The sequence below is a fragment of the Bacillus sp. MM2020_4 genome (assembly GCF_011250555.1).
Lineage (GTDB): Bacteria > Bacillota > Bacilli > Bacillales > Cytobacillaceae > Neobacillus.
On sequence record NZ_JAANMZ010000003.1, the window covers coordinates 153,643 to 173,906 of the forward strand.

23 protein-coding genes and 3 other annotated features are annotated in these 20,264 nt (G+C 40.3%); of the genes, 19 read left to right on the top strand and 4 right to left on the bottom strand.

Features of this window, described 5'->3' with window-relative positions; translation table 11 throughout:
• Position 1 precedes the first annotated feature (1 nt).
• The 12 genes from G6554_RS04500 (at position 2) to G6554_RS04555 (ending at position 10,413) form a co-directional block, all read left to right on the top strand.
• Positions 2-1,033: a glyceraldehyde-3-phosphate dehydrogenase gene (locus G6554_RS04500; protein WP_166239184.1), complete on the top strand. Its 1,032-nt coding sequence runs from the start codon at positions 2-4 to the stop codon at positions 1,031-1,033.
• Between the two features lie 359 nt (positions 1,034-1,392).
• A complete protein-coding gene (speD, locus tag G6554_RS04505) occupies positions 1,393-1,767 on the top strand; it encodes an adenosylmethionine decarboxylase (protein WP_007087373.1) in 375 nt (124 codons plus the stop codon).
• A 112-nt stretch (positions 1,768-1,879) separates the two neighbouring features.
• The gene (locus G6554_RS04510; RefSeq protein WP_166239186.1) at positions 1,880-2,257 is read left to right on the top strand and encodes a hypothetical protein; all 378 of its coding nucleotides are present in this window, start codon (positions 1,880-1,882) and stop codon (positions 2,255-2,257) included.
• Between the two features lie 84 nt (positions 2,258-2,341).
• Positions 2,342-2,803, top strand: coding sequence for a transcriptional regulator NrdR (gene nrdR, locus G6554_RS04515; RefSeq protein WP_088089213.1), 462 nt, complete (start codon positions 2,342-2,344; stop codon positions 2,801-2,803).
• A 59-nt stretch (positions 2,804-2,862) separates the two neighbouring features.
• Positions 2,863-4,254 carry a replication initiation and membrane attachment family protein gene (locus G6554_RS04520; protein ID WP_166239188.1) on the top strand — a complete coding sequence of 464 codons (1,392 nt, stop codon included), beginning with the start codon at positions 2,863-2,865 and terminating at the stop codon, positions 4,252-4,254.
• Positions 4,255-4,266: 12 nt separating this feature from the next.
• Positions 4,267-5,193 carry a primosomal protein DnaI gene (gene dnaI, locus G6554_RS04525; RefSeq protein WP_166239190.1) on the top strand — a complete coding sequence of 309 codons (927 nt, stop codon included), beginning with the start codon at positions 4,267-4,269 and terminating at the stop codon, positions 5,191-5,193.
• Positions 5,194-5,335: 142 nt separating this feature from the next.
• Positions 5,336-6,217: a putative sporulation protein YtxC gene (locus G6554_RS04530; protein ID WP_166239192.1), complete on the top strand. Its 882-nt coding sequence runs from the start codon at positions 5,336-5,338 to the stop codon at positions 6,215-6,217.
• A gap of 88 nt (positions 6,218-6,305) precedes the next feature.
• Positions 6,306-6,556 (top strand) — a binding site (T-box leader).
• Between the two features lie 87 nt (positions 6,557-6,643).
• Entirely contained in the window at positions 6,644-8,575 is a 1,932-nt protein-coding gene (thrS, locus tag G6554_RS04535) for a threonine--tRNA ligase (RefSeq protein ID WP_166239194.1), read from the top strand.
• A gap of 166 nt (positions 8,576-8,741) precedes the next feature.
• Positions 8,742-8,869: a sequence feature (ribosomal protein L20 leader region), on the top strand.
• A gap of 92 nt (positions 8,870-8,961) precedes the next feature.
• The gene (gene infC, locus G6554_RS04540) at positions 8,962-9,480 is read left to right on the top strand and encodes a translation initiation factor IF-3 (protein ID WP_347564277.1); all 519 of its coding nucleotides are present in this window, start codon (positions 8,962-8,964) and stop codon (positions 9,478-9,480) included.
• A gap of 17 nt (positions 9,481-9,497) precedes the next feature.
• A complete protein-coding gene (gene rpmI / locus G6554_RS04545) occupies positions 9,498-9,698 on the top strand; it encodes a 50S ribosomal protein L35 (protein ID WP_007087365.1) in 201 nt (66 codons plus the stop codon).
• A 33-nt stretch (positions 9,699-9,731) separates the two neighbouring features.
• A complete protein-coding gene (gene rplT / locus G6554_RS04550; RefSeq protein ID WP_007087364.1) occupies positions 9,732-10,091 on the top strand; it encodes a 50S ribosomal protein L20 in 360 nt (119 codons plus the stop codon).
• 61 nt (positions 10,092-10,152) lie between these two features.
• Positions 10,153-10,413, top strand: a complete 261-nt coding sequence (locus G6554_RS04555) for a DUF1294 domain-containing protein (protein ID WP_166239196.1) — start codon at positions 10,153-10,155, stop codon at positions 10,411-10,413.
• A gap of 22 nt (positions 10,414-10,435) precedes the next feature.
• Here G6554_RS04555 and G6554_RS04560 read toward each other — a convergent pair whose 3' ends face one another.
• Positions 10,436-10,810, bottom strand: a complete 375-nt coding sequence (locus G6554_RS04560; protein ID WP_166239198.1) for a sigma-w pathway protein ysdB — start codon at positions 10,808-10,810, stop codon at positions 10,436-10,438.
• A 105-nt stretch (positions 10,811-10,915) separates the two neighbouring features.
• Between G6554_RS04560 and G6554_RS04565 the strand changes: the two genes are divergently transcribed.
• On the top strand, positions 10,916-11,407 hold the full coding sequence (locus G6554_RS04565) for a dUTP diphosphatase (protein WP_166239200.1): 492 nt from the start codon (positions 10,916-10,918) through the stop codon (positions 11,405-11,407).
• Positions 11,408-11,479: 72 nt separating this feature from the next.
• The gene (locus G6554_RS04570; RefSeq protein WP_166239202.1) at positions 11,480-12,565 is read left to right on the top strand and encodes a M42 family metallopeptidase; all 1,086 of its coding nucleotides are present in this window, start codon (positions 11,480-11,482) and stop codon (positions 12,563-12,565) included.
• A gap of 91 nt (positions 12,566-12,656) precedes the next feature.
• Here the strand turns inward: G6554_RS04570 and sspI are convergent, their stop codons facing one another.
• Positions 12,657-12,863 carry a small acid-soluble spore protein SspI gene (gene sspI, locus G6554_RS04575; RefSeq protein WP_166239204.1) on the bottom strand — a complete coding sequence of 69 codons (207 nt, stop codon included), beginning with the start codon at positions 12,861-12,863 and terminating at the stop codon, positions 12,657-12,659.
• Between the two features lie 108 nt (positions 12,864-12,971).
• On the opposite strand from sspI, the gene G6554_RS04580 reads away from it, so the two are divergent.
• From G6554_RS04580 to pheT, 3 genes are all read left to right on the top strand, one after another.
• Positions 12,972-13,721 (top strand): TrmH family RNA methyltransferase, encoded by a 750-nt coding sequence (locus tag G6554_RS04580; protein WP_166239206.1) that lies wholly within the window; start codon positions 12,972-12,974, stop codon positions 13,719-13,721.
• 60 nt (positions 13,722-13,781) lie between these two features.
• Positions 13,782-14,030, top strand: a binding site (T-box leader).
• A gap of 111 nt (positions 14,031-14,141) precedes the next feature.
• A complete protein-coding gene (pheS, locus tag G6554_RS04585) occupies positions 14,142-15,179 on the top strand; it encodes a phenylalanine--tRNA ligase subunit alpha (RefSeq protein WP_166239208.1) in 1,038 nt (345 codons plus the stop codon).
• A 127-nt stretch (positions 15,180-15,306) separates the two neighbouring features.
• Positions 15,307-17,721 (top strand): phenylalanine--tRNA ligase subunit beta, encoded by a 2,415-nt coding sequence (gene pheT, locus G6554_RS04590; RefSeq protein ID WP_166239210.1) that lies wholly within the window; start codon positions 15,307-15,309, stop codon positions 17,719-17,721.
• A gap of 256 nt (positions 17,722-17,977) precedes the next feature.
• Here the strand turns inward: pheT and G6554_RS04595 are convergent, their stop codons facing one another.
• Positions 17,978-18,268 carry a 4a-hydroxytetrahydrobiopterin dehydratase gene (locus G6554_RS04595; RefSeq protein ID WP_166239212.1) on the bottom strand — a complete coding sequence of 97 codons (291 nt, stop codon included), beginning with the start codon at positions 18,266-18,268 and terminating at the stop codon, positions 17,978-17,980.
• Positions 18,269-18,308: 40 nt separating this feature from the next.
• Complete coding sequence (gene rnhC / locus G6554_RS04600) at positions 18,309-19,265, bottom strand: ribonuclease HIII (RefSeq protein ID WP_166239214.1); 957 nt, start codon at positions 19,263-19,265, stop codon at positions 18,309-18,311.
• Between the two features lie 116 nt (positions 19,266-19,381).
• On the opposite strand from rnhC, the gene zapA reads away from it, so the two are divergent.
• Both zapA and G6554_RS04610 read left to right on the top strand, forming a co-directional pair.
• Positions 19,382-19,645, top strand: coding sequence for a cell division protein ZapA (gene zapA / locus G6554_RS04605; RefSeq protein WP_166239216.1), 264 nt, complete (start codon positions 19,382-19,384; stop codon positions 19,643-19,645).
• Between the two features lie 2 nt (positions 19,646-19,647).
• Positions 19,648-20,202 carry a CvpA family protein gene (locus tag G6554_RS04610; RefSeq protein WP_166239218.1) on the top strand — a complete coding sequence of 185 codons (555 nt, stop codon included), beginning with the start codon at positions 19,648-19,650 and terminating at the stop codon, positions 20,200-20,202.
• The last annotated feature ends 62 nt before the right edge of the window (positions 20,203-20,264 follow it).

The following is a 20,264-nucleotide window of genomic DNA, read 5'->3' on the forward strand; positions in this document are numbered from 1 at the left end:
AATGAAGGCGAAAATTGCGATTAATGGATTTGGGAGAATTGGAAGGATGGTCTTTCGAAAAGCAATACTTGAAAATAAAATGGAGATTGTAGCTATAAATGCGAGCTATCCAGCAGAAACTTTAGCACATTTACTTAAATATGACACGACCCATGGGCCATTCCAGGGCGATGTCATTCCATTGGACGATGAATTGGTCGTGAATGGGAAAAGAATTAAGCTAATAAATAAGCGTAATCCTGAAGAACTTCCATGGAAAGAGCTTGGTATTGATATTGTGATTGAGGCAACAGGAAAATTTAATGACAGAGATAAAGCTGCCCTGCACTTAGACGCTGGAGCCAAAAAGGTACTTTTGACGGCACCAGGAAAAAATGAAGATATAACAATTGTTATGGGTGTTAATGACGGAATGCTGGATATTTCCAAGCATGATATTATTTCCAATGCCTCATGTACAACCAACTGCCTTGCACCTGTTGCAAAGGTGTTAGATGAAAAATTTGGAATTGAGTGCGGGTTAATGACTACCATCCATGCTTATACAAATGATCAAAAGAACATTGATAATCCGCATAAGGATTTACGGAGAGCACGTGCATGTGGACAATCTATTATTCCTACCACAACAGGAGCTGCAAAGGCGTTGTCACTCGTATTACCGCAGTTAAAGGGAAAATTACATGGAATGTCACTTCGAGTACCTACGCCGAACGTTTCGCTTGTTGACTTAGTGGTCGACCTTAACCAAGATGTAACCGTTGATGAAATTAATCACGCTTTTATTGAAGCATCTACCGGATCGCTACGGGGTATTGTGGATTTCACTATGGAACCATTGGTTTCTGTTGATTTTAATACAAACGAGCATTCAGCAATTATTGATGGCCTCTCTACAATGGTAATGGGCAAAAGGAAAGTGAAAGTTTTAGCCTGGTACGATAATGAGTGGGGCTATTCAACACGAGTTGTTGAGCTAGCTTTATATGTCGCAGACGAAATTGCGAATGCCGCTAAGGTAAAGGTTGGATAATCATCATAAAAAAATGCTGTCATTTGACGGCTTTTTTTTTTGATTGGGTTGTACCATTGCGGGCTTTTTCGCATAGTATAGTTTTACCGAAAGAATCATTTATGCGCAGATATAATGAAAAATGACCAGTAGCCATTATTATGAAAATTAATCATGAAAAAAATTTATTTTGATAGGTTGCAAAAAAAATATAAACCAAGTATACTAGTCATCGTGAACTTCTTGAAATCAGGTAGCGATAAATTACTTAAAGGGTTAGGACCTCTTTGGACTAACTTTCCCCCGTGGTAGTTAGAAGATGCCGTCAATAATAGGATTTCAAGAAACCATCATAAAAGGTAAAAGGGGGAAAAATGAATATGGAAACAATGGGACGTCATGTAATCTCAGAACTTTGGGGTTGCGACTTTGAAAAATTAAATGATATGGACTTTATTGAAACCACGTTTGTCGAAGCTGCTCTTAAATCCGGTGCTGAAGTTCGTGAAGTAGCATTTCACAAATTTGCGCCACAAGGTGTCAGCGGTGTAGTCATTATTTCTGAATCACACCTTACTATCCACAGCTTCCCTGAGCACGGCTATGCCAGCATTGATGTGTATACATGCGGTGATTTAAACCCGAATGTGGCAGCTGACTATATTGCTGAAGCGTTAAATGCCGAAACGCGTGAAAATATTGAAATTCCGCGCGGAATGGGGCCTGTACATGTAAAACAGGCGAAAGTTCTATAATCAATCTTTATAAAAACAATTAGCTTAGAGGTGTACCACTTGTACATCTCTTTTTATATTTTGCTGGAAATGTTGTAAACTAAGTTAAAGAGTAGATATTTGGAGGGGTAGTATGGGTATTTTTACACGGTTTAAAAAGCAAATAGAAACTTCAGACCAAAACACGGATGATTCCTTGAAAACGCATTATTATAAGGCCACTTTTAATCAGTTATTTCAATCAGTCGAAAAAATTTTCCATGATGATGCCGATTGTCAGGTCATAACCGTATCTAAGGACCATGGAGAGATTGCGGTTGAAGTCAAAAAACCAATACCTTGTTTCTTGATTATCACAATTGTTTCGGTAAAACCGATGGAAACAGCGGTTGATTTTAATATTTCATCAGAAAGATTTTCATTAATAGGCATAAATCCCGTTTTAAAAACCCGTATTACTGCTTATTATAAGCGGATTGGCCAATTACATAATCTTGTTGGAACGAAATAAAACTCGTACACTTCTACTTGTACAAAGGGCTGCTATTTAATAAGATAAAGATAAGGATTTTGTCGATTTGGAGCTGATTAAACAATGAAATGCCCTTCATGTCAAAATTATGGTACACGTGTTCTGGATTCCCGGCCTGTTGATGAAGGACGTGCAACACGGAGAAGGCGGGAATGTGAAGAATGCGGATATCGATTTACCACTTTCGAGAAGATTGAAGAGATCCCCTTAATTGTGGTGAAAAAAGAAGGAACGAGAGAAGAATTCAGCCGTGATAAGATATTGCGGGGCTTGATTAAGGCGTGCGAAAAACGACCTGTAGCCTTAAAAGAGTTAGAAGATATCACTCATGGTGTTGAAAAGGATCTTCGCAGTCAGGGTATTTCAGAAATCAAAAGTGATGCCATTGGTGAAATGGTGATGGACAGGCTGGCGCATGTCGATGAAGTCGCATATGTGAGATTCGCCTCTGTTTACCGCCAATTTAAAGATATCAATGTATTTATCGATGAATTAAAAGAATTAATCAAAAAGGAAAAATCTTAACTGAGCTAAAGGGTCAATCTTTGGCTCTTTTTTCACTAACGAAGGAGTGTTGGATTGATATGGCGCAGCATTGGCAGGAAATTCTTCCTATCGACCGGTATATGGTAGCGGCCAATGGGCTTTTACATGAGTATGACCGTAAAGTGCTGACGTTTTTATATCAGCCTTTGATAGGATCAACTTGTTTTAGTTTGTATATGACTCTCTGGATGGAGCTTGAGGAAAACCGCCTTTGGTCTGAAACTTCCACACATCATCTTTTGATGAACATAATGGAAATGAATTTAAATGATATATATGAGGCTCGATTAAAGTTAGAGGGAATTGGTTTATTAAAGACCTTTGTTAAAACGAATGGCGAGGATCGTTCCTTTATTTACGAACTGTATCCCCCATTAAATCCTGAGCAATTCTTCTTAGATGGGATGTTAAATATTTATCTTTACAGAAAAATTGGCAAAAATCATTTTGCAAGACTAAAACGCTTCTTTACTGTCCAGCAAAAGCCGGGGGAAAAAGAATACCAAGATGTGACGAGGGCTTTTCAGGACGTGTTTGCATCGGCTGCTCCCGGAAGCCTGCAATACCTTCAGGATGTTTCAGAAGATATTGAATGGTCAGGGGACCATAATCAGTTTATTGGCCGAAATGAATCAAATCCTATTCAAATTGATACGGGTTCGTTCGATTTTGCTTTGTTAGAAGCGGGTCTGAATGAATCCTTAGTTCCTAAAAAAGCACTGACATCTAAAGTGAAGAATGTAATTAGCAATCTTGCATTTTTATATAATATCGACCCGATTGAAATGAAAAATTTTATCTTAGGTGCGATCAATCCGAATGATGAAATTGATATTGAGGACTTGAGAAAAGGTGCGCGCGATTGGTATCAATTTGAGAATTATGACCAATTGCCAAGCCTGATTAATCGGATCCAACCGGCCGCTCTTCAAACCCAATTAACCGAACCGAAAACACCAGAAGAAAATTTGATTCGATCATATGAAACAACCCCACCGCTAACTGTCTTTAAAGAGATCTCAGGTGGTGTGGAACCGTCTGATGCTAACTTAAAAGTTTTAGAAGAAGTGATGATAAAATATAAGCTTTCTCCCGGTGTGGTAAATGTTTTGATTGATTTTGTCATGAGAAAAACGAAGATGCAATTTTCCAAGAATTATGTTGATGCGGTCGCAAGTACGTGGGCACGATTGCAAATAAAAACGGTGAAAGAAGCAATGGAACTCGCCAAAAATAATGAAACGGCTCAGAATGAAAATAAAAAGGCTAGAACAAGAGGGAATAAAAAGCCCATTCGAACCGAGTTAATCCCTGATTGGTTTGAAGAAAGTCCGAATACACCGGTTAAAGATTCTTCCCTTGAAAACAAAACCGAAGACGAAGAGAAAAAGCGGGCGATTGAAGAGAAATTAAAAGCCTTTAGGAAGTAGGATGTGAATCGTATGGAAAAGATAAATAAAACCTTACAGCGGCTTGCCTCGAATCAGAACTTTCAAAAGCGCTATCAAGAACAGCGTCAGAAAGTCCTGCAAAATCGGGGAGTTCAAGTATTTTTATCTGAGCATGAAGATGAAATTACCCAAGAAATGATTGAAAAGAGCATGAGTAAACTATACGAATACACGAACCAAAGTCAGGACTGCAACCGCTGTGAGAGTCTTGAAAAATGTATAAACTTTATGAAGGGATATGAACCTGAATTGGTTCTATCACGAAACTCCATTGATGTGGTCTATAAGCGATGCAAGCTGAAGGTCATAGCAGATGAGAAAAAGAAAAATGAAAAGCTTATTAAAAGTCTCTATGTACCAAGGGATATCCTTGAGGCGACCTTTGAGGACTTCGAAGGGGATACGGGCCGGCTTGATGCGGGCGATAAAGCGGCAACTTTTTTAATGAATTATGAAGCAGGTAAAAAAGCCAAAGGCCTCTATTTATACGGGAAATTCGGTGTAGGTAAGTCGTATATATTAGGTGCCATTGCCAATGAGCTGGCAAGAAAACAAATTTCATCAATGATTGTTTATGTTCCGGAATTACTGAGGGAAATGAAAAGCTCCATAGCCGACTCAACACTTAATGAAAAAATTGAAGCATTAAAGAAAGAACCCATTTTAATGCTAGATGATATTGGTGCTGAAGCCATGTCAAGCTGGACACGGGACGAAATTCTCGGGCCAATATTGCAATTCCGGATGCTCGAAAGTCTTCCAACCTTTTTCACCTCGAATTTTGATTTTAAAGGGCTCGAGCATCACTTAACATACAGCCAGCGCGGTGAAGAAGAAAAGATGAAGGCCATGCGAATTATGGAACGAATTCGAACCTTGAGCGAACCTGTGCTTGTAGATGGCAGAAATCGAAGATAATAAACTGTGTTTAGGATTGTCGTACTAAAACGGCGATCCTTTTTTTATTTAAATACAAAAAGCCTTGGTCTGCTAACTTCTATTTTGGCCAAGACCCCCATATATATTTAAAACAGTGATTTGACAAAAAGGGGGGATTTGGTTGGCGGAAATCATCTTCCAAGGCAAGCTGGATGCACAAAGATTTTATGCCCACTTGCTAAAGTATGTTCCATATAAACCGGAAAAAGAAACTATTCTTCTACTTGAAGATCGACATATAGTAAAAATTTTAGATAGCGAATGTTCCGTTGATATTTTTGAAGCACTGAAAACGGCTTTTTTTGATTTTATTACAATAATAAAACGAAATGACTGGTTTAGAGAGATTATTAAGAATCAATTTTATTATGAGGATTTAGAAGAGCAGCAGCAAATTATGGAAATCATTTATTCTGTACTTGAGGGTCAGAGAGACGACTTAGCTGTTTTCTTAAAAGAAACAAGTGAAGAGCTCGATATGATTAAGGCTGCCATCAGCCATGTGTTTCAAGATCATGTTTCTTTATCATTTGACTCGTTCCATAAATTTCGTTTGCGCCCCTATCTTCAAATGCTTGAGGGTTACGTAGAGCTGGCTATTGATGAGTATAAAATGGAGCAGGAATATCAAATGTTTGTGCAAATGCTTAGGGATTTTTTGATGAATCGGGAACCGAAAATGGACATTCTTCATGTATTATTTGATGAGGAAATTACTTTCTATAATGAAGAGTTAAAGGAGATCAAACGAGGGGAATTAACAAAAATGATTGACCGTAAATTATTAGTGAATCATCCTGTATATGTCGATTCTGCCTCCATTGCACCGCTGTTGTCGTTGGCACCGACTTCTATTTTTATTTATACAAACGTCCCTAACGAGCCACTCGTTAGAACCATTAAAAATATCTTTGAAGAGCGGGTAACTATTAAAACCTTTGCGGCACTCCGAGAGGTAAAGAAATTGTCTGTGGGTGAGAAATCCTCCGAAAATCATGCATAAAAAATAATATTATGGGAATAGTTAGTTTTGCGTACCTTGATTTTTTATTTTGTACTGATTATAATAACGTACATAGCAATTATATTTATTAAAAGTAATGATAAGGACAATAGTATTTCTTTACGGTTTTTTAGAGAGGGAGAGCGCCGGCTGAAAATCTCCTAACACGAAAAAAATACTTACCACCTTTAAACTTCAACTGTGAACACTGCATTTTCTATGGAGTAAGTAATGGTTGACGGTCTACAGCCGTTACCTGACCAAAGTCATTTTTCAGTGTTATGTACCTGAAAATGAAAAATTGGGTGGAACCACGTGTTTTCAAAACTCGTCCCTATTCCAGGGGCGGGTTTTTTTGTTTTATTAGAAAAGCTTCAGCGCCTAGGTGCTGAAGCTGGACACTTTAAATTAAAGGGAGGAATTTATATGTCAGATGTTGTAAAGATTTCGTTTCCTGACGGGGCAGTAAAGGAGTTTGCACGGGGGACAACAACGGAGGATATTGCTGCTTCCATCAGCCCGGGCTTAAAGAAAAAAGCCATTGCCGGCAAATGGAATGGCCAACTATTTGATCTTCGCCGTCCCATTATCGAAGACGGATCTATAGAAATAGTTACACCGGAATCAAGTGATGCGCTTGAAGTTTTACGCCATAGTACTGCCCATTTAATGGCACAAGCGGTCAATCGCCTTTATCCTGATGTAAATCTTGGTGTGGGACCTGTTATTGAAGGCGGATTTTACTACGATATGGATCTTGAGGTTTCTTTAACACCTGAAGATCTTCCAAAGATTGAAAAGGAAATGATGAAAATTGTTAACGAAAATCTTGAAATCATTCGAAAAGAAGTAAGCAGGGATGAGGCGGTTCAGCTTTTTACAGAAATGGATGATCCTTATAAGCTTGAATTAATCGAAGCGATTCCAGATGGGGAAACAGTAACACTTTATCAACAGGGTGAATTCGTTGACCTCTGCCGTGGTATCCATGTTCCTTCTACTGGGAAGATTAAAGAATTTAAATTATTAAGTATTGCCGGTGCTTATTGGCGCGGCAATAGTGACAATAAAATGCTGCAGCGTGTGTATGGAACTGCTTTTTTCAAAAAAGAGGATTTAGCAGAGCACCTTCGCTTGCTTGAAGAAGCGAAAGAACGTGATCATCGCAAAATTGGGAAAGAATTGAGCCTTTTCACTAATTCCCAATTAGTTGGACAAGGGTTACCGTTATGGCTTCCTAAAGGTGCAACAATCCGCCGTATTGTTGAGCGCTATATCGTTGATAAAGAAGTTCGTCTTGGTTATGACCATGTATATACTCCTGTGATGGGAAGTGTTGAGCTTTATAAAACTTCCGGCCACTGGGATCATTATCAAGAAGACATGTTTCCGGTCATGGACATGGACAACGAGCAATTAGTTCTTCGACCAATGAATTGCCCGCATCACATGATGGTGTATAAAAACAGCATTCACAGTTATCGTGAACTGCCAATTCGGATTGCGGAACTTGGTACAATGCACCGTTATGAAATGTCCGGTGCCTTATCTGGATTACAGCGTGTTCGCGGCATGACGTTAAATGACGCCCACATTTTTGTTCGTCCAGATCAAATTAAGGATGAATTCAAACGAGTAGTGAATCTCGTTCTAGCGGTCTATAAAGATTTTAACCTTACTGATTATTCATTCCGTCTTTCTTACCGTGACCCACAGGATACTGAAAAGTATTTTGATGATGATGCGATGTGGGAAAAAGCGCAGGGTATGCTGAAAGAAGCAATGGATGACCTTGGACTTGATTATTATGAAGCAGAGGGTGAAGCGGCTTTTTACGGTCCTAAGCTTGATGTTCAAGTGAAAACGGCCTTAGGTAAAGAGGAAACTTTATCTACTGTCCAATTAGACTTCTTACTCCCAGAGCGCTTTGATTTAACATATGTGGGTGAGGACGGCAAACAGCATCGTCCAGTCGTCATCCACCGCGGTGTCGTGTCAACCATGGAACGGTTTGTAGCCTTCTTAATTGAAGAATACAAAGGAGCCTTCCCAACATGGCTTGCGCCAGTTCAGGTTCAGGTGATCCCTGTATCGCCGGGCGCACATTATGATTACGCACGTAAGGTTCAGGAGCAATTGCAAAACGAGGGCTTCCGTGTTGAATTGGATGGCCGTGATGAAAAAATCGGCTATAAAATCCGTGAGGCGCAAATGCAAAAAATACCATATATGCTTGTTGTTGGTGACAAAGAGGTTGAGGATCAAGCAGTCAACGTTCGTAAATATGGTGAACAAAACTCAGAAACAAAGCCATTCGCGGACTTTCTTACAGCACTTAATGCTGAAGTGAAAAAATAAAAGTTTTTAAAAAAGGGAGGGAGACTTCCCTTTTTATTAAAAAAAATGTTGAATAATTTTTAGTTTCTTGCTACAATAAATTTCGTTGTCATCAAGGAAATGGTTCGTTGACATCATATCTTTGTTTGTGGTATAGTTACTAAGGTGAAAATTGAATACTTATTTTGGGGAAAAGAAGAAGCACCCGCTTCTCACCTGATTGACGCATTTGGCAGTTGGCAGGTTTTACGTGAACTTTTTTATTACATTTGTTTCGTAAAGTGTGGGTGTATTCATCCGCACTTTTTTATTTGTGTAACATTGATAAAAAGATTTTCAAACCTGTTGATTCAAGTAAGGTGTCTTGACCCGGAAGTTGTATTCTGATAAATCCTTGGAGGTGGCTAATTATTAGCAAAGACATGTTGTTAAATGAGGGCATTCGCGCTCGCGAGGTTCGTTTAATTGATCAAAACGGCGAGCAATTAGGAATTAAAACCAAGTTTGAAGCGTTAGAAATTGCTGGAAGAGTGAATCTTGATTTGGTACTTGTAGCACCAAATGCGAAGCCTCCAGTAGCCCGAATTATGGACTATGGCAAATTTAAATTCGAGAATCAAAAGAAAGAAAAAGAAGCTCGAAAGAATCAAAAAATCATTACGACAAAAGAAGTACGTCTCAGCCCAACGATTGATGAGCATGACTTTAATACAAAGCTGCGCAATGCCATTAAGTTTTTGGAAAAAGGCGACAAGGTAAAAGCTTCAATCCGATTCAAGGGCCGGGCGATTACCCATAAAGAAATCGGTCAACGTGTGTTAGACCGTTTTTCCGAAGCGTGCAAGGAAGTTGCAACGATTGAATCACATCCTAAAATGGATGGACGAAGCATGTTCCTAGTTTTAGCACCAAAACAAGAGAAGTAATAAGGAGGACAATCACAATGCCTAAAATGAAAACTCACCGCGGCGCTGCAAAGCGTTTCAAGAAAACAGGTTCTGGTCAATTAAAACGTGACCATGCTTATACAAGCCACTTATTTGCGAACAAATCTACAAAAGCTAAGCGTAAACTTCGCAAAGGAACTCTTGTTTCTAAAGGCGATTTCAAACGCATTCGTCAATTATTAACTTACATGAAGTAATCTCAAGTGATCGATATCTAGGAGGGAAATTACATGCCACGTGTTAAAGGCGGTACAGTTACGCGCAAGCGTCGTAAAAAAGTTCTTAAATTAGCAAAAGGTTATTACGGTTCAAAACATACATTATATAAAGTTGCTAACCAACAGGTTATGAAATCATTAATGTATGCATTCCGCGACCGTCGCCAGAAAAAGCGCGACTTCCGCAAACTTTGGATTACTCGTATCAATGCAGCAGCTCGTATGAACGGTCTTTCTTATAGCCGTTTAATGCACGGTTTAAAGCTTGCTGGTATCGAAGTAAACCGCAAGATGCTTGCTGAATTAGCGGTAAGCGATGCAAACGCATTTGCTGAATTAGCTAACGTTGCTAAGCAACAAAACAACAAATAATTTTTGATAAATGCCATTCTCATCGATGAGGATGGCTTTTTCTATAAGGGGGATTTAGAGGATGACGATGATGTTAGCAATCTTTGTTGTTATGAATATCGCTGGTCTGTTCATTATGGGAGTGGATAAAAAGCGGGCGAGAAAACATCAATATAGAATAAGGGAGCGGACTTTGTGGCTTGTAGCTCTATTTGGGGGAGCAATTGGGACGACGGCAGGGATGCAGATTTACCGCCACAAAACGAAGCATACCTCGTTTAAAGTTGGCTTCCCTGTCCTTGCTATTATAGAGTTCGTTCTTTTTATAAAAATACTATTATAAAAAGCCGCTTACATAGCGGCTGTCATTGTAAGAATTCCTTCACCGGACTTTTCCAACTAATTTCGGCATTCGGATAGTACTCGCGTATTTTTTTATCCATATAGTAAAAATCATCTTTTACCATCCCTTTTAACGAAGCCGTGTTTTCCGGCCAAATGGAGATGGACACAACATCAAAAGTATTATTAGCAGTTCCCATGTATTTTTCACCGGCAAACACAGCACCTTTATAGGTGAGGTGAAAATTCCTTCTCACATCATCATGATCAAGTAGTAAGAACCGTTTATGTTTACGTGCCGATTCAAGCTTTCGGGACGATTGAAATAGTAATTTAACCCCCATGTAAACCGCAAAAATGATGAAAAATAATAATACGAAGCGCAGTAACCAAATCATGGCTAAGCCTCCTACACCTATTTTCTATGTATTACGACTCAGCTGCAAAAAGGTTTCAATTATTTCTCACTTTGCTATAATTTTTCCATAAGGAGTGTGAGTTGAATGCAACTTGAAAAACTGTTTAAGATGCAAGCGGCGTTGGATACCCATATTGAGGAAAAGCACAATTTACAGGAAGAGGATTTATTCGAAAGGAAAATTCTTGCCTTGCTTGTGGAAATCGGGGAATTGGCGAATGAAACCCGCTGTTTTAAGTTTTGGAGTGTGAGACCATCTTCCGCTAAAGAAGTGATTTTAGAAGAGTTTGTCGATGGGGTTCATTTTATTTTGTCGCTCGGGATTGAGTGTGGCTTTGACCGCCAGCGAGTTGAAGTAGATATCAGTCAGTCTAATTTGAATGTAACGGAGCAGTTTCTTCGTGTTTATGAAAGGATCACCATCTTTCACAAAAGCAAAGACTTGACTGACTTTAGATATTTATTCGAGTCATACTTGCGGCTGGCCTTGTTGCTAGGTTTCAAAGATGAGGAAATCGAAAAGGCATATTTTGATAAAAACGAAGTGAATTATCAAAGACAACAAAATAACTATTAGCAGGAAATTGTGAATTTGCAGATTCCTTCTGTATAATAAAGAATGTAGTACATACATAAAGGGGGCTTATTAATGGTGCAATTAGACGCAACATTAACGATGTTAAAAGAATTAACGGATGCCAGAGGAATTGCCGGCAACGAGCGCGAAGTCCGCGATGTGATGAAGAAATACATAGAACCATTTGCCGATGAATTAACAACGGATGGCCTTGGCAGTTTAATCGCAAAAAAGGTCGGGAAAGCCGGCGGACCGAAGATTATGGTGGCGGGTCACTTAGATGAAGTTGGCTTCATGATCACCCAAATTGATGATAAAGGCTTTCTGCGCTTCCAACCGGTCGGTGGCTGGTGGGGGCAGGTTATGCTCGCACAACGGGTAACCATTGTGACGAGGAAGGGTGATGTAACAGGTATCATTGGCTCTAAGCCGCCGCATGTTCTGTCGGCTGAGGCCCGCAAAAAGCCGGTTGAGATTAAAGATATGTTTATTGATATCGGTGCATCAAGCCGTGAGGAAGCTTCAGAATGGGGCGTCCGTCCTGGGGATATGGTTGTCCCATATTTTGAATTTACGGTTATGAATAATGAGAAAATGCTGTTGGCGAAGGCATGGGATAATCGGATTGGCTGTGCAATTGCGATTGATGTTTTGAAGCGATTAAAGGACGTCGAACATCCTAATGAGGTGTACGGTGTTGGGGCGGTTCAAGAAGAGGTTGGATTACGTGGTGCCAAGACGGCAACGTATAAAATCCAGCCAGAAATCGGTTTTGCAGTGGATGTCGGTATCGCTGGCGATACACCTGGGATTTCCGAAAAAGAAGCGATGAGTAAAATGGGTAAAGGACCTCAGGTAGTTGTCTATGATGCTTCGATGGTCGCTCATAAAGGCTTGCGTGATTTAGTCACGGATACAGCGGATGAATTGAATATCCCATATCAATTCGAATCCATCCCTGGTGGTGGAACTGATGCAGGCTCCATTCATTTGACACACAATGGCGTACCGGCATTGGCCATTACCATTGCTACCCGTTATATCCATTCACACGCAGCGATGCTTCACCGTGACGATTATGAAAATGCGGTTAAATTAATTGTCGAAGTGATTAAACGCTTAGACCGTGAAACGGTTGATAAGATTACATTTGAATAAAAGTATTAGATCCTCGGCTGAAGGTTTTGGTCGAGGATTTTTTATATAAAAAAAGCTGCCTGGGGTGATTATGGCAGCTTGGATAGGAGGGTTACTTTAGTCCGCTCTCAAGGACGGAAAGCATTTCCTTTTTCTCTTCTTCAGATGCGTTTTTCCAAATGATTTCAAATAAAACGCCTAGTCCTGGGAGCATCTTTTCTTCCCCATTTTGAATCGCATCAACGATTGTATCCTCTAATTGATCTTGTGTGTTGCCTGAAACATTGTGAATAATAGCATTACGCAAATTTAGGTTCATATCCACACACTCCTTTTTATCCTGTATTTCTTTAATATGTTTTCTATTTTTGGTTTAATTATGTATTATTGTTATCATTACATGAGTTTTTTTAAAGGAGACCGAGTTTTGAAATATATAGAATCTGTCAATAATTCTAAGGTAAAACAATGGAAAAAACTTTTAACGAAAAAAGAGCGAGATAAGTCGGGAACATTTTTAATCGAAGGGTTTCATTTAGTGGAAGAGGCATTAAAGCAGGGTGAGCAAATTTTAGAAGTGATTGTTTCGGAAAAAGTGGACTTACCGCCCCGTTGGGATCCCGCCGGTACACCTGTCACACTCGTCACAGACGAGATTTCGAATTTGTTATCCGAGACTGAAGCACCGCAAGGGATTTATGCCGTTTGCCGACAAACTGTTTCCGAAGCTGGTGAGGCAAAAACCTTTTTATTCATCGATGCTGTCCAAGACCCGGGAAATCTGGGTACGATGATTCGGACAGCGGATGCCGCTGGTATTGATGCAGTTATTGTCGGTCGCGGCAGTGTTGATATTTTTAACTCCAAGGTACTTAGATCTGCACAAGGAAGCCACTTTCATCTTCCGATTATTAGAGGTGATTTGCATGAATGGATCAACAAACTTGAAGAAAAAAATATTCCAGTTTACGGAACGGCACTAGAAGGGGCTTCAGCATACACTGATATATCAAGTGGAGATTCATTTGCGCTGATTGTTGGCAACGAGGGAAACGGTGTCGGAAAAGATATTCTTTCAAGCACCACAGCCAATCTTTATATTCCGATATACGGGAAAAGCGAGTCGCTAAATGTCGCGGTCGCAACAGGAATTCTGCTCTATTATTTGAAAAAATAGATGCAAACTGGTTTGACCTTTTGAGGAAAATTATTATATAATAGTGAACAATTGATTATTATAAAAACGATGACGGAGAAAAGTATCATGTCAATTGACCATGTAGGGAGAAAGTGCCTCGACTGAAAGCACTTTTATGGTTCAGGACAAGAGAAGTTCACCTCCCGAGTTGGCATCGGGACCATTTTTTGCGAAAAAAATGTAAAGATGCACCGGCATATGCCGTTATCCGAATGAAGCGAACACAATGTTTCTATACATATCGTGTTTACAAGGGTGGTACCGCGAATAACAAACCTCGTCCCTTACCAGGGATGGGGTTTTTTTGTCTTTTGGTGCCTGACACCCTTTGTACTATCACCGTATTAGTAATGGTGCCTGACACCAATCTTACCGGCTATGAATAAGGAGGAATTGATCATGCAAGAACGTTTAAAGGAATTGCAGGAAGAGGCAATTCAAAAAATTGAGCAGTCTGCAAGCTTAAAAGAATTAAATGACATCCGTGTTGCCTATTTAGGGAAAAAGGGCCCAATCACTGAAGTACTTCGCGGGATGGGCAAATTGTCTGCTGAAGAGCGCCCAGTGATGGGAGCACTCGCGAATGAAGTCCGTGAAGCGATTGCGGTAAAAATTGAGGCAAAACAAAAGGGGTTAGAAGAGGCTGCTGTTCTTGAAAAGCTAGCATCTGAAAGTATTGATGTGACACTTCCTGGAAGCCCAGTTAGGCAAGGAAATCACCATCCGTTAACAAGAATCATTGAAGAAATTGAAGACTTATTTATTGGCATGGGCTATCAAGTTGCTGAAGGGCCAGAGGTTGAGCAAGATTACTATAACTTCGAAGCACTTAATTTACCGAAAGGTCACCCTGCTCGCGACATGCAAGACTCGTTCTATATCACCGAAGAGATTTTGATGCGAACTCACACATCACCAGTCCAAGCAAGGACAATGGAGAAACATCAAGGGAAGGGGCCGATCAAAATTATTTGTCCGGGTAAAGTCTATCGCCGGGACAATGACGATGCGACACACTCACACCAATTCATGCAAATTGAAGGCCTCGTAGTTGGCGAGAATATCCGCATGAGTGATTTAAAAGGAACGTTAGAGGTTTTTGCGAAAAAAATGTTCGGAGCTGACCGTGAAATTCGCTTAAGACCAAGTTTCTTCCCATTTACAGAGCCATCTGTTGAAATGGATATATCCTGCAAAATCTGCGGTGGTTCAGGCTGCAGTGTGTGTAAACAAACAGGCTGGATTGAAATTCTTGGTGCTGGCATGGTTCATCCAAACGTTCTTGAGATGGCTGGGTATGATTCTAAAAAATACACAGGATTTGCCTTCGGTATGGGACCTGAGCGGATTGCCATGTTAAAATACGGTGTCGATGACATCAGACATTTTTATACAAATGATGTTCGGTTCTTAAAACAATTTTCAAAACATGAATAAAACAAAATGCACCTTGATATGGGGCGACAGGCATAAGACGAGCAGCCGGCAGTAAGGTTGTTCTGTACCCTTTTTGCCGGATTGGCTTACTAGGCGCTGAAAATGGATAATAGAAGGAGATGACGACATGTTCGTTTCATATAAATGGCTCGAAGATTATATCGATTTAACTGGAGTAACAGCAGATGAATTAGCTGAAAAGATTACCAAAAGCGGTATCGAAGTTGAAGGTGTTGAGGTTTTAAACGAAGGTATTAAAGGTGTTGTTATCGGTCACATACTAGAGCGTGAGCAGCATCCGAATGCCGATAAATTAAGCAAATGCCTTGTCGATGTTGGTGAAGATCAGCCTATTCAAATTATTTGCGGCGCACCGAATGTAGCTCAAGGACAAAAGGTTGCCGTGGCCAAAGTAGGTGCGGTTTTACCAGGTAATTTTAAAATTAAACGGGCTAAGCTTCGCGGCGAAGAATCGAACGGAATGATTTGTTCTCTTACTGAGTTAGGATTGGAAGGAAAGGTCGTTCCAAAAGAATATTCTGAAGGGATCTTTGTTTTTCCAGCAGCTGCTGAAGTTGGTGCCGACGCACTTGCATTATTAGGCAGAGACGATGAGGTCTTAGAACTAAGCTTGACACCAAACCGTGCCGATTGCTTGAGCATGCTTGGGGTTGCCTATGAAGTGGCGGCTATTCTTGGAAGAGAGGTTAAACTTCCGGAAACAAACCTAGACCCTGGGGCAGAAAAGGCTTCAGACTATGTGAAAATTACTGTTGAGGCAAAAGAAGATAATCCATTATATGTAGCAAAAATGATCAAAAATGTAAAAATCGGACCATCTCCGCTTTGGATGCAGGCACGTCTTATGTCTGCGGGGATTCGTCCGCACAATAATGTGGTCGATATTACGAACTATATTTTATTAGAATACGGTCAGCCGCTACATGCGTTTGATTACGACCGTTTAGGATCGAAAGAAATCCTTGTTCGCCGTGCGGTTGACGGTGAAAAATTTGTAACACTTGACGACGTTGAACGGACATTAAGCGTTGACCATCTTGTGATTACAAATGGGGTGGAACCAGTTGCCCTTGCAGGTGTGATGGGGGGAGCGAATTCAGAGGTAACTTCAGATACAACGGCGGTTTTACTGGAATCCGCTTATTTTAACGGGGGAACTGTTAGGAAGGCTTCCAAGGATCATGGTTTACGAAGTGAAGCAAGTGCCCGTTTTGAAAAAGGTGTCGACCCTAACCGCGTTCGTGCAGCAGGAGAACGTGCTGCCTATTTAATGGCAAAATTTGCAGGCGGTGAAGTTTTAATTGGTGCTGCTGAAGCTGATACACTTACTGTTGAACCGGCAGTTGTTTCGATTACTTTGGAAAAAATTAATCGTGTCCTTGGCACAGAGTTGCATATGAAGGATGTAAAAGAAATTTTCGACCGCTTGCAATTTGCTGTGAGTATAGAAGGAGATTTGATTACAGTAACGGCGCCAACACGCCGCGGTGATATTAGAATCGAAGAAGATTTAGTGGAAGAAGTTGCCCGTCTTTATGGATATGACAATATTCCTAAAACACTTCCAATTGGGTCTTCGACACCCGGGAAATTGTCCGAATACCAGAAGAAACGTCGTGAAGTTCGACAGTATCTTGAGGGAGCAGGGTTGTACCAAGCTGTGACTTATTCCTTAACAAGTGAGGAGAAGGCAGCACAATTTGCATTAGAAAAACGGGATACGATCCGTCTTGCAATGCCAATGAGTGAGGAGCGCAGTATCCTTCGCCTTAGCATCTTGCCTCAACTTTTAGAGGTAGTAAAATACAATAGTGCCCGTCAAAATGACAGCCTAGCCGTTTATGAAACGGGTGCCGTATTCTTAGCGAATGGTGTGGAAGTGCTACCGGAAGAAAAGGAGCATTTAGCTGCAGCAGTTACTGGCTTATGGCATAGTCATTCCTGGCAAGGAGAGAAGAAGCCTGTCGATTTCTATGTTGTGAAGGGAATCTTAGAAGGCATGTTTGCTAAGATTGGGCTTTCTGAACAAGTTGAATATGTCCAAGCGCAGGTAGACGGCATGCACCCCGGCCGTACCGCAGAAATCCGCTTGAATGGTGAAAAGATCGGTTTCGTCGGTCAAGTACACCCAAGCGTCCAAAAAGAACTTGATTTAAAGGATACCTATGTATTTGAACTATCATTAAAAGCAGTCCTTGAAGCGGACACACCAATATTACAATACGAAGCCATTCCCCGCTTCCCATCGATCACAAGAGACATTGCCCTTGTGGTAAACAGTGAAACGGTGTCAGGCACCATGAAAAACATTATCATTGAGGCTGGGGCACCTTTGTTAAAAGAGGCGCAGGTGTTTGATTTGTATGAGGGTGATAAGATGGAGGCAGGTAAGAAGTCAATTGCTTTCGCTCTTAAATATGCTAATCCGGAACGTACGTTGACGGACGAAGAAGTTACAAAGGTTCACGAGCGTGTGTTGGGTGCCTTGAAAGACAAGGCAGGCGCGGTTCTTAGAGGTTAATTTTATTGAGGCTTGCTCGAAAGATTTTCGGGCAGGTTTTTTTTTCGATAGGATTTCAGTTTCGCAAATAAAACGGCCTCTTTCGCAAATAACTATCCTGTTTCGCAAATAAATGATCAACTTTCGCAAATAAAAAAATTTTTTCCCAAAAGGACAAATCAAATTGGTTGGAAGGCAGCCAATTTAATGTAAACCCTCCATAAGAATAACAAAAAAGGCTGCTCCATAATCAAAAACTTCGGGCAGCCTCTTTCAATTACATTTTCCCATAAATTTCATCATAGTTTTTCGCCAAGGCAACGTCTAAATCGGTTAGACCTCCCGCATTCCAGGAGGTGAGCCTTAGCGTTACTAATTTATAGTCAATCGCCATGAACGGGTGATGATTTTTTTCCTCCGAAAGTGCTGCAATTTCATTTACAAAGGCAATCCCTTTCAAAAACTCCTGAAAGCGATACTTTTTCACAATGAATTTACCGTCCAGTTTCCAGCCGGGTAATTCAGCCAGAGAGTCATCAATTTCTGTTAAAGTAAGTCTTTTTACCACCCATACCGCCCCCCAACTCCATTTAACTTATATTTATTCCTCAGCCCCGCTTTTTATTTACAATCACCATTGCTTTATCTGTATTCGCAAAGTGCAGCTTCACAAAGGATGGTAAAATATCGCGGCCTTTACTCATAATCAGCTTGGCAGCTGCGATATCAACCTGTGCACCGGCACCTTTTGGGATTTTAAAACCAGCTGCCTCGCTAAGCTTATCGATATATTGAATAAATGCGTACCGGGCAAGGATGCTGGCGGCAGCAACTGCCAGATGAATACCTTCCGCTTTCGTACTGAAAAAAACATTTTCTTTGGCAATGGCTTTCTGCCCCTTAATATGCTGAAAATAGGTACTTGGCTGCACGAATTGATCGATCAGAATCGCCTCTGGTTTTACAGGGGCAATTTTATCCAACACATTTAAAATCGCTTGGTTATGGAGAAGCGCCTTCATCTTCCCTTGGGACATTCCCGACTTTTGCACTTGATTGTATTTTTCATTTTTCAATGTCATTAGGCTAAATGGAATGACATCTTTGATGACTTTAGCAATCGCACTAATTTTTTCATCATTTAAGTCCTTGGAATCACGCACCCCTAATTCCTTTAATAACGGGATATCTTCTTTTCTTACATAGGCAGCTACAACGGTAATGGGGCCAAAAAAATCGCCCGTGCCAACCTCATCTGACCCGATGGCAGACATTCCACCTATTCCGACTGGTAGATCTCCCTTAGCCACTGATTTTCCTTTAGCAGCAGCCGGCTTATTCCCGGGGGAACTAACAGAAACACCGGCACTCCACTTACTGGCTTCTTTCTCGCTATTGTTCCCCTGAAATAAGACTTTCCCAGATTTATATGCTGTGATCATGCATGAAGGAGTTTTCACTGCAAACACACTTCCAGGTATGTTTTTATCTAATAGCTGCTTCCCATAATAGCTTTTCATTTCGCTTATTTTGGACATTTCCAAATTCAGAACTACGTTTCCCATTATAAATGCACCACATTTCTAAAAAATAGATTTCCATTTTGAATTTGTTTGACTTTTCGATTTCTATCAATTCGTGTTATGATATGGAGTAGGATTCTGGAATGGAGGCAGTAACGTTGTCAAATACACAAAAACACCGAACAACCGTAGATATTTACGGGCAGCAATACGTCATTATGGGGACGGAAAGCCCAAGTCATATTCGACTTGTGGGATCGTTAGTTGACGATAAAATGCGCGAAATACATTCGAAGAATCCTAATTTAGACGTGAACAAACTTGCTGTTTTAACAGCAGTCAATGCAGTCAATGATTATATTAAAATCAAAGATCAATTAGAACGGCTGCAAACAGAACTACAAAAGGAAAAGGACAACTAATTATGTTAGATTTAGCCATAATCATATTTTTAATAATCGGATTTTTCGTCGGTTTAAAGCGCGGTTTTATCCTCCAGCTTGTTCATTTATTAGGTTTTATTATTGCATATATTGCGGCCTATTCATACTATGACGAGTTAGCTCCCAAATTAACACTATGGATTCCATATCCAAACTTTGGTGAAGGTACGACATTAAAACTTTTAACGGACTCAAGTGATATGGAAACGGCTTTTTATCGGGCAATTGCCTTTGTCATTATCTTTTTTGCTGTAAAGGTATTATTCCAAATCGTTGGGTCGATGCTTGACTTTATCGCCCATTTGCCTGTTCTGAAGCAACTCAATATATTTGCAGGCGGCATTCTTGGTTTATGTGAAGTCTATTTAATTATCTTTATTTTATTATACATTAGTGCGTTAATACCAATTGAACTCATTCAAAATCAATTGGATCACTCCATTTTGGCAAATGCTATTGTAAATCATACACCTATCCTTTCGCAGCAAATCAAAAGCTTGTGGATTGAATATACAGCTGCATTAACTTCTCTGTAGCAGAGAAGTTTTTCTTTTCACCCTTAAAATAAGATAAAATGAAGATGCTAAATTAGAGGGCA

What these genes read in the sequence shown, in the direction of transcription:
- G6554_RS04500 (WP_166239184.1), top strand. Translation starts at nt 2, where the DNA reads ATGAAGGCGAAAATTGCGATTAATGGATTTGGGAGAATTGGAAGGATG.
- speD (WP_007087373.1), top strand. Translation starts at nt 1,393, where the DNA reads ATGGAAACAATGGGACGTCATGTAATCTCAGAACTTTGGGGTTGCGAC.
- G6554_RS04510 (WP_166239186.1), top strand. Translation starts at nt 1,880, where the DNA reads ATGGGTATTTTTACACGGTTTAAAAAGCAAATAGAAACTTCAGACCAA.
- nrdR (WP_088089213.1), top strand. Translation starts at nt 2,342, where the DNA reads ATGAAATGCCCTTCATGTCAAAATTATGGTACACGTGTTCTGGATTCC.
- G6554_RS04520 (WP_166239188.1), top strand. Translation starts at nt 2,863, where the DNA reads ATGGCGCAGCATTGGCAGGAAATTCTTCCTATCGACCGGTATATGGTA.
- dnaI (WP_166239190.1), top strand. Translation starts at nt 4,267, where the DNA reads ATGGAAAAGATAAATAAAACCTTACAGCGGCTTGCCTCGAATCAGAAC.
- thrS (WP_166239194.1), top strand. Translation starts at nt 6,644, where the DNA reads ATGTCAGATGTTGTAAAGATTTCGTTTCCTGACGGGGCAGTAAAGGAG.
- rpmI (WP_007087365.1), top strand. Translation starts at nt 9,498, where the DNA reads ATGCCTAAAATGAAAACTCACCGCGGCGCTGCAAAGCGTTTCAAGAAA.
- rplT (WP_007087364.1), top strand. Translation starts at nt 9,732, where the DNA reads ATGCCACGTGTTAAAGGCGGTACAGTTACGCGCAAGCGTCGTAAAAAA.
- G6554_RS04555 (WP_166239196.1), top strand. Translation starts at nt 10,153, where the DNA reads ATGACGATGATGTTAGCAATCTTTGTTGTTATGAATATCGCTGGTCTG.
- G6554_RS04560 (WP_166239198.1), bottom strand. Translation starts at nt 10,810, where the DNA reads ATGATTTGGTTACTGCGCTTCGTATTATTATTTTTCATCATTTTTGCG.
- G6554_RS04565 (WP_166239200.1), top strand. Translation starts at nt 10,916, where the DNA reads ATGCAACTTGAAAAACTGTTTAAGATGCAAGCGGCGTTGGATACCCAT.
- G6554_RS04570 (WP_166239202.1), top strand. Translation starts at nt 11,480, where the DNA reads ATGGTGCAATTAGACGCAACATTAACGATGTTAAAAGAATTAACGGAT.
- sspI (WP_166239204.1), bottom strand. Translation starts at nt 12,863, where the DNA reads ATGAACCTAAATTTGCGTAATGCTATTATTCACAATGTTTCAGGCAAC.
- pheS (WP_166239208.1), top strand. Translation starts at nt 14,142, where the DNA reads ATGCAAGAACGTTTAAAGGAATTGCAGGAAGAGGCAATTCAAAAAATT.
- pheT (WP_166239210.1), top strand. Translation starts at nt 15,307, where the DNA reads ATGTTCGTTTCATATAAATGGCTCGAAGATTATATCGATTTAACTGGA.
- rnhC (WP_166239214.1), bottom strand. Translation starts at nt 19,265, where the DNA reads ATGGGAAACGTAGTTCTGAATTTGGAAATGTCCAAAATAAGCGAAATG.
- G6554_RS04610 (WP_166239218.1), top strand. Translation starts at nt 19,648, where the DNA reads ATGTTAGATTTAGCCATAATCATATTTTTAATAATCGGATTTTTCGTC.